Source organism: Belnapia moabensis DSM 16746 (assembly GCF_000745835.1).
Classification (GTDB): domain Bacteria; phylum Pseudomonadota; class Alphaproteobacteria; order Acetobacterales; family Acetobacteraceae; genus Belnapia; species Belnapia moabensis.
This window is the reverse complement of sequence record NZ_JQKB01000177.1, coordinates 1-5,489: the sequence shown is the minus strand read 5'-3', so window position 1 is coordinate 5,489 and position 5,489 is coordinate 1. Positions and strand designations below refer to the sequence as shown.

General features: G+C 57.2%; 6 protein-coding genes. 1 reads left to right on the top strand and 5 read right to left on the bottom strand.

Annotated elements, in window-relative coordinates:
• From EP26_RS29575 to EP26_RS34180, 5 genes are all read right to left on the bottom strand, one after another.
• A partial coding sequence (locus tag EP26_RS29575; RefSeq protein ID WP_043344800.1) for a sugar transferase occupies nt 1-236 on the bottom strand: 236 nt, incomplete at its 3' end.
• Between the two features lie 334 nt (nt 237-570).
• Complete coding sequence (locus tag EP26_RS29570; RefSeq protein WP_157033930.1) at nt 571-1,029, bottom strand: hypothetical protein; 459 nt, start codon at nt 1,027-1,029, stop codon at nt 571-573.
• Nucleotides 1,030-1,326: 297 nt separating this feature from the next.
• Nucleotides 1,327-1,680, bottom strand: coding sequence for a DUF4326 domain-containing protein (locus tag EP26_RS29565; RefSeq protein ID WP_052389859.1), 354 nt, complete (start codon nt 1,678-1,680; stop codon nt 1,327-1,329).
• Between the two features lie 386 nt (nt 1,681-2,066).
• Nucleotides 2,067-2,408 (bottom strand): H-NS histone family protein, encoded by a 342-nt coding sequence (locus EP26_RS34185; RefSeq protein ID WP_211259618.1) that lies wholly within the window; start codon nt 2,406-2,408, stop codon nt 2,067-2,069.
• A gap of 123 nt (nt 2,409-2,531) precedes the next feature.
• Entirely contained in the window at nt 2,532-3,185 is a 654-nt protein-coding gene (locus EP26_RS34180) for an SEC-C domain-containing protein (protein WP_084113146.1), read from the bottom strand.
• Between the two features lie 950 nt (nt 3,186-4,135).
• Between EP26_RS34180 and EP26_RS29560 the strand changes: the two genes are divergently transcribed.
• The coding region (locus EP26_RS29560; RefSeq protein WP_043344797.1) for a hypothetical protein at nt 4,136-5,489 on the top strand (1,354 nt) is incomplete at its 3' end.

Here is a 5,489-nt window from a genome sequence, read left to right as displayed (position 1 = left end):
CGGCCGCCGAGGCCGACGCGCTCCTGGCCGTAGAAGATGGGGCCGCGGCTATCGAGCTTGATGGCCAGCGCCACCAGCAGCAGCAGGGGCAGGGTGCCGAGCAGCAGGGCCAGGGCGCAGGTCAGATCCAACCCGCGGTGCGCCGCCGCCTTGAGTTGCCCTTGGCAGTTGGCGCGGGCGGTGGCCAGCCAGCCCTCATGCAGCTGGTTGAGATCCAAGTAGATCCGGTCCGACATGCTACGCCCCGCGTCTTAAAATTGGCGAAGCGTCGCATTGGCGGCGCTTGATTTGCGCAACTTACCTTCTGCGGAACCGCTTGGGATTAGAAGTTGGTAATGTCGTTGAACAGAAATAAATTCGCAATGAACTGCTGGCGATTTGGTGCGTCGCCTTTTGTGTGGTTTCGTACAGCGAGAGCTGATATCAACCTATGATTACTAACATCCCCGCATTGCACGCGTCTGGCGTCTTGAAGCCATCAGAACGGCGTCTTGATCCTACAACCCGACGCTTCGGCGAAGGCTTGGTAATAGGTCTTGCGTTATCTGCGATACTCTGGACGCTGATCATCTACTTTTTGGTTCGATGATAAGTCGTCTCGTTCAGCGAGGCAGCGTATCCAGGCACCTGTAACCTTAAGCTGGCCGCAGCCGCTTCGAGCAGCTCGACGTCACCAGCCCGCCACTGCTTCCCAGTCATCAACTTGGTCGCTTCGGCCGGCGCCATCCCGATCGCCGCGCCGATCGCAGCCGGGGTTGTGATGCCGCGATCATGTAGCGCCTGGCCGACCAGCATGCGTAACCGGATAATCTGCAACCGCTCGGCATCGCGCTGCCGGCGCTCATCGGCCGTAATCTTCGGCTTTGCAGGCGGGGGGTCGGAGGATGGGCTCATGCACAGAAGCTGGGTGCTGTAGCACCCAGCTTCACTGCGGTCATCAATCGGGGGGGACGCGTAGAGAGCAATCAGAACTGCCGCCGGGGGGTTGGCTTGGCCCTCTCCGCTGCCGCGACTATGGCTGATCGCCATCAACCAAATACAGTCACACAAGCGCGAGCGGCAGCAGACGCAGTGTGCGCTAATTTATGTTATTAAACTTATAGTTGATCAAACATGAGGGCACATCTCAAATGAATGTTCTGAGCACAGTTTGATACTTTATTATCTCAACTATAAGTTTTGTGTTGTAGATAGCTTACTATGGGTTGTGCGAATCCGCGCAGTTTTCCCATATTTATTGAGCCAGCGATGTCGGGGGGCACCACTGGTTGTAGCAACGGCGTCGATGTCCGGGGGGGGCGTCGGCGTCGTTGTCATGGCTAAAGGTCAGGCGTTCGCCAGCCGCAGCAGCACATCGCCATGGCAGGGCTCGGGATGGCACCAGCAATAAAGATCCTTGCCGCGTAGCTCGGGCAGCGCTGCCAGCAACTCAGGCTGATTGCAGAGCCATTGCTCATGCTTGGTGATGACTTCAGCTCGTGTACCGTCGCGGCCGACCTTGAACGGGTTGGCCCATTTACTGTTCGGCCACGGCTGGAACTGCACGCGGCGGCCGATATAGACAGCGTTGGGCGGCAAGGTGTCGGGGGTGAGCCTGCGGCCTTTCAGGTTTAGCACACGCGGCCCGGCTGGTGCTGGCGATGATGCCAGGCCGCTGAAGAGGTCGAGTTGGGTGGACATCAATCAGCGCAAACATCCGGCCATTTAGCGTCTGCTACAGGCGAAATTGGCAACGTGGGTCGAGATCGACCCCTCTGTGAGCTGCCCCATTCGATTGTTTGGGCGGTTTCTGGCTTCCGCGCGGGCGGCTTCTTCGCGCGTATCGCCCTCTCCAAGATAACGGAACGATCGATTTCTACAGTCTATTTCACGCAAAGAGAAGCTGATGCCTGAAGGCCCCTGACGACGGGTAAGGATCTCAACCATACCGTTCGGCTTGGCTTTGATTTCGACCGCTCTGTAGGATACTCCTGGATCCGAGGGAACGGAGATAGGCTGTGCATGAGCCGCTAGAGATAAGGAAGCTCCGGTAAGGGCGAACAGCAGTGTATGCCGCATCACAGCTCCTACTCCTTTATCTCAAACTCCTGCCGATCTTTCCCCTTGATCCAGCCAGGCTCACGCCCTCGCCCCGTCCACGCCTCACCAGTCTCAGGATTGCGGTATTTTGGTGCGACCTTCTCGCCCTTGCCGCGGCGTGGTTTGCGCTCCGACGCGGGCTGTGCAGGCGACATTAGAGCGCTAAGCGATAAGCCTAGTTCGGCGGCCTTATCTCTGAACTCCGCCAGTAGCGCCTCTTTGGCCCCTTTTAGCTTCTCCTCGCGCTTGGCCTGTGCTGCTTCAATCAGAGCTGCCAACTCCGGTACGGTCAGGCGGTCGAGGTCAATGGGTGGCTTTGAATCGGGCAAAGGCGCTCTCCTACCGATGGTAGCTTGCCTTACCTCAATTCCAACTTTCCTGCAAAGGCACTAGAAATTTTACTTTTATCAGCCCAAAGTGGTTGGCCTAGAAGAACCTTACTTTTTTATTTGCTACCCATGGCAAAATTTATATCTTTTTCCCGAGCCACAGAAGCACGGCTCCAGACGCTTCATTGGAGCACCAGTATATGGATTTTTAAATATGTGTGCTGATTTCTGGGAATGAATAATACTCTGATACTCGAATCCAAGGTACGATTTGAGATATCCAACCTTAATGAAGCCAACGTATTCTTCGCCATTAATGTTATAATGAACTGGAACTAATGTTTTGTCGTGTAAAATGTTATTTGGAGGAAGATCCCTTGCTCCAAGCTTAAAATTAAAGAATAGAAATTGGTCTGGGTTATCTTTAAATGATTTCAGAAAATTTTCTGGCAGTTGGAGAAAATTAGATAACACAATCGAAGATTTGTTTTTAGGCACTAAGAGGTTTATTTCAGGAACAAGTAATTTTTTATTTTCTTTAATTATGCCAGCTGAATTTTTGGAGCCGATTATTTCATTCTGGTCGTGATGAAAAACAAAATTTCCATACCTGGTTAAATTGCGCTTAATGTCCCATACTTTACCATCAATCTGCTCAACTCGATGATTTATCTCATCGATTTTGCGAGCGAGAGAATATCCAGTTACCCAGCCGTGTAGGTCACGCGCTGCGCCGATCAGCGTAATACCATTAGCAATGAGTTCAAGAATTGCCATGTTGAGCACCTCAACGGGCACTAGATCGCGTATATTCGGTGATAGCACATCAGAACACAATAATTACACCGGCTTTAGCAAGGCGGCCTTCACTTGCAGGCCCGCGACGCGACGGAAGCGGACGGGGCGGTTGAGCCTCGAAGGGCCTACGGTGGCGCCTGCTAAGGCCCCGGCGGCGGACACGGACCACGCTTCAGCAGGCGCCACGGCTAACAGTACCAAGCAATATCAATGCTTTACGTGCCGCTCTGTGGCCTGAAGTTTTCGCTTGAGCGACCCCGACTCTGTCGCGTAGCGTTAACCCTGTTAACAGGAGTCGAAGATGAAGGCCGTTGTCGGCGCAAGGGTTCGACCGGAGGTTCGGGAGGCGTTGGAACGTGCTGCTGCACGCGAAACGCGAACGCTTGGAAGTCTGATCGACCACGTACTAACAACATACGCGCGCCAGCATCTCGGCGTCCCAGATCCGACAAGACCTTCCGGCAACGGGGGGGAGACTAAAGCAGCCTAAAACGAAAAGACCGCCGATCCCTGCCAGGACCGACGGTCTGCTTTTCGATGACGTGCCGTGCCTACCGCGAAGAAAGCTTCGACCGTCATGCCAAATATAGGCACCCATTGCGCACAACGCAACGGGACAGCGGTCGCTGCTCACGACTTTTTCGGGAGCTACTCATGACCGCAGAACGATTCACCCAGTTGATATTAAAGGCCAATTTTTGGCCATCAACCACCCATTCCGGAATTGCATAGAGACCTCGGCGCGGGAGAACCCCGGCCAGGCTCGGTAGTCGTTGCGATGTACACTGGCGCCTGAACACCGCTAGGCATAGCAAATTCCGAGCATAGGTAAGTGGATTCTCGCGCATTCATCGCGGATGAATTGCGAATATGTACAATTTTAAGAGTTGGATAGGCCGACTTGAGGCCATGGTGTTGGAGGCGGGACAATGAGTGATCCCTGCTCCGTCACCATCCTTCGCACGCAAGGCCGGCTGCGGATGGCGAAGGCTTATGAAATCAGCTCGAAAGGCCCCGTCACCCGCAGCAACTACTCAAACGCCAAGCATTTCAGCGTAACCGAGCGCACGCTTGGCGGCATTGGTGACTTGCACCGGTTCCTAGTGGAGCTAGAAGCGCAGCCGCAGAGCTGCGTCATCAGGGGCGAGCCCATCGAAGGCACTAACCTGAGCCATACCACCAGGGCCTTGCAGAAAAACGGCGGGCAGTTTGTGGACGTGCCGCGCCAATGGCTGCTTGTGGACATGGACGATATCCCGGCGCCGCCGGGCTTCGATATCCTGGCCGAGCCCAAGGACGCCGCGCAGCGGTTGCTGGACGTACTGACGAGCTACATCCCCGAACTGGCCGGGGTGTCCGCTGTCGTGCGCCACAGCAGCGGCGCAGGACTGGGCGAGCTGGCAGAGGCCGAAGCCGTCGCCGGGCTCCCGAGGCGGTGGGATGGCATCGTGCCACCGGGCAGCCCGGCGACAGTCAGTGCCCACTGTTGGTTCTGGCTGGCCGAACCCTTGGATGGCGAAGCAGTCAAACGATGGGCCAAAGCGATCAACGCTGAGGCCGGGTTCAAGCTGGTCGATCCCGCGCTGTCCGGTGCGGTGCAGGCTCACTACTGCGCCGCGCCCGTGTTCGGGCCAGGTCTCCGCGATCCCCTCGCCGGGCGACGCACTCTGTATATAGAAGGCGAGGCCGATGCCGCCACGCTGACCATTCCTGCCGAGGCCCCACGCGCTCCTTGGAAGCCTGGACAGCAGGCCAGCAGCAGCCTTGGCTATACCGGATGGCTCGATGCCATCGGCGGGGCTGACGGCTTCAATGGCCCCATCATGCGGGCGGTGTCTGCGTTCGTCGCCGCCAACTTCCCGGCGCCTGATCTCGATGCTCTGGTCGCTGACGTGTCGGCGCGGGTGCTGGCGGCCAATCCAGGCGGGCGCGGGCCTGATGAAATCCGGCGGTATGCATCGGATGCCTTTATCCGCGATAAGGCGGAATGGGCGGTGGCGCGAGAGACGCGCAGCCGGGCAGAGCGGGCAGCGGTCGCCGCAGCATCTGCCGCGCAACCTGTCGCGCCGACCTATCCTAACCGCACCGTGCCACTGGCGGAGGCCGGGGGCGCGATGCGGAAAGTCATGACTGGCTTCGCCACCCGCATTGGACAAGGCGAGGCGCCGCATATCCTAGTCAACGTGACGGTGGGCGGCGGCAAGAGTTACGCCGGTATCGAGGGGTTGCCGCTGCTGGTGGACGTGGGCAAGGCGGCAGGACTCGGGCCGGTGCTGTTTCTCC

What these genes read in the sequence shown, in the direction of transcription:
- EP26_RS29570 (WP_157033930.1), bottom strand. Translation starts at nt 1,029, where the DNA reads ATGGCGATCAGCCATAGTCGCGGCAGCGGAGAGGGCCAAGCCAACCCC.
- EP26_RS29565 (WP_052389859.1), bottom strand. Translation starts at nt 1,680, where the DNA reads ATGTCCACCCAACTCGACCTCTTCAGCGGCCTGGCATCATCGCCAGCA.
- EP26_RS34180 (WP_084113146.1), bottom strand. Translation starts at nt 3,185, where the DNA reads ATGGCAATTCTTGAACTCATTGCTAATGGTATTACGCTGATCGGCGCA.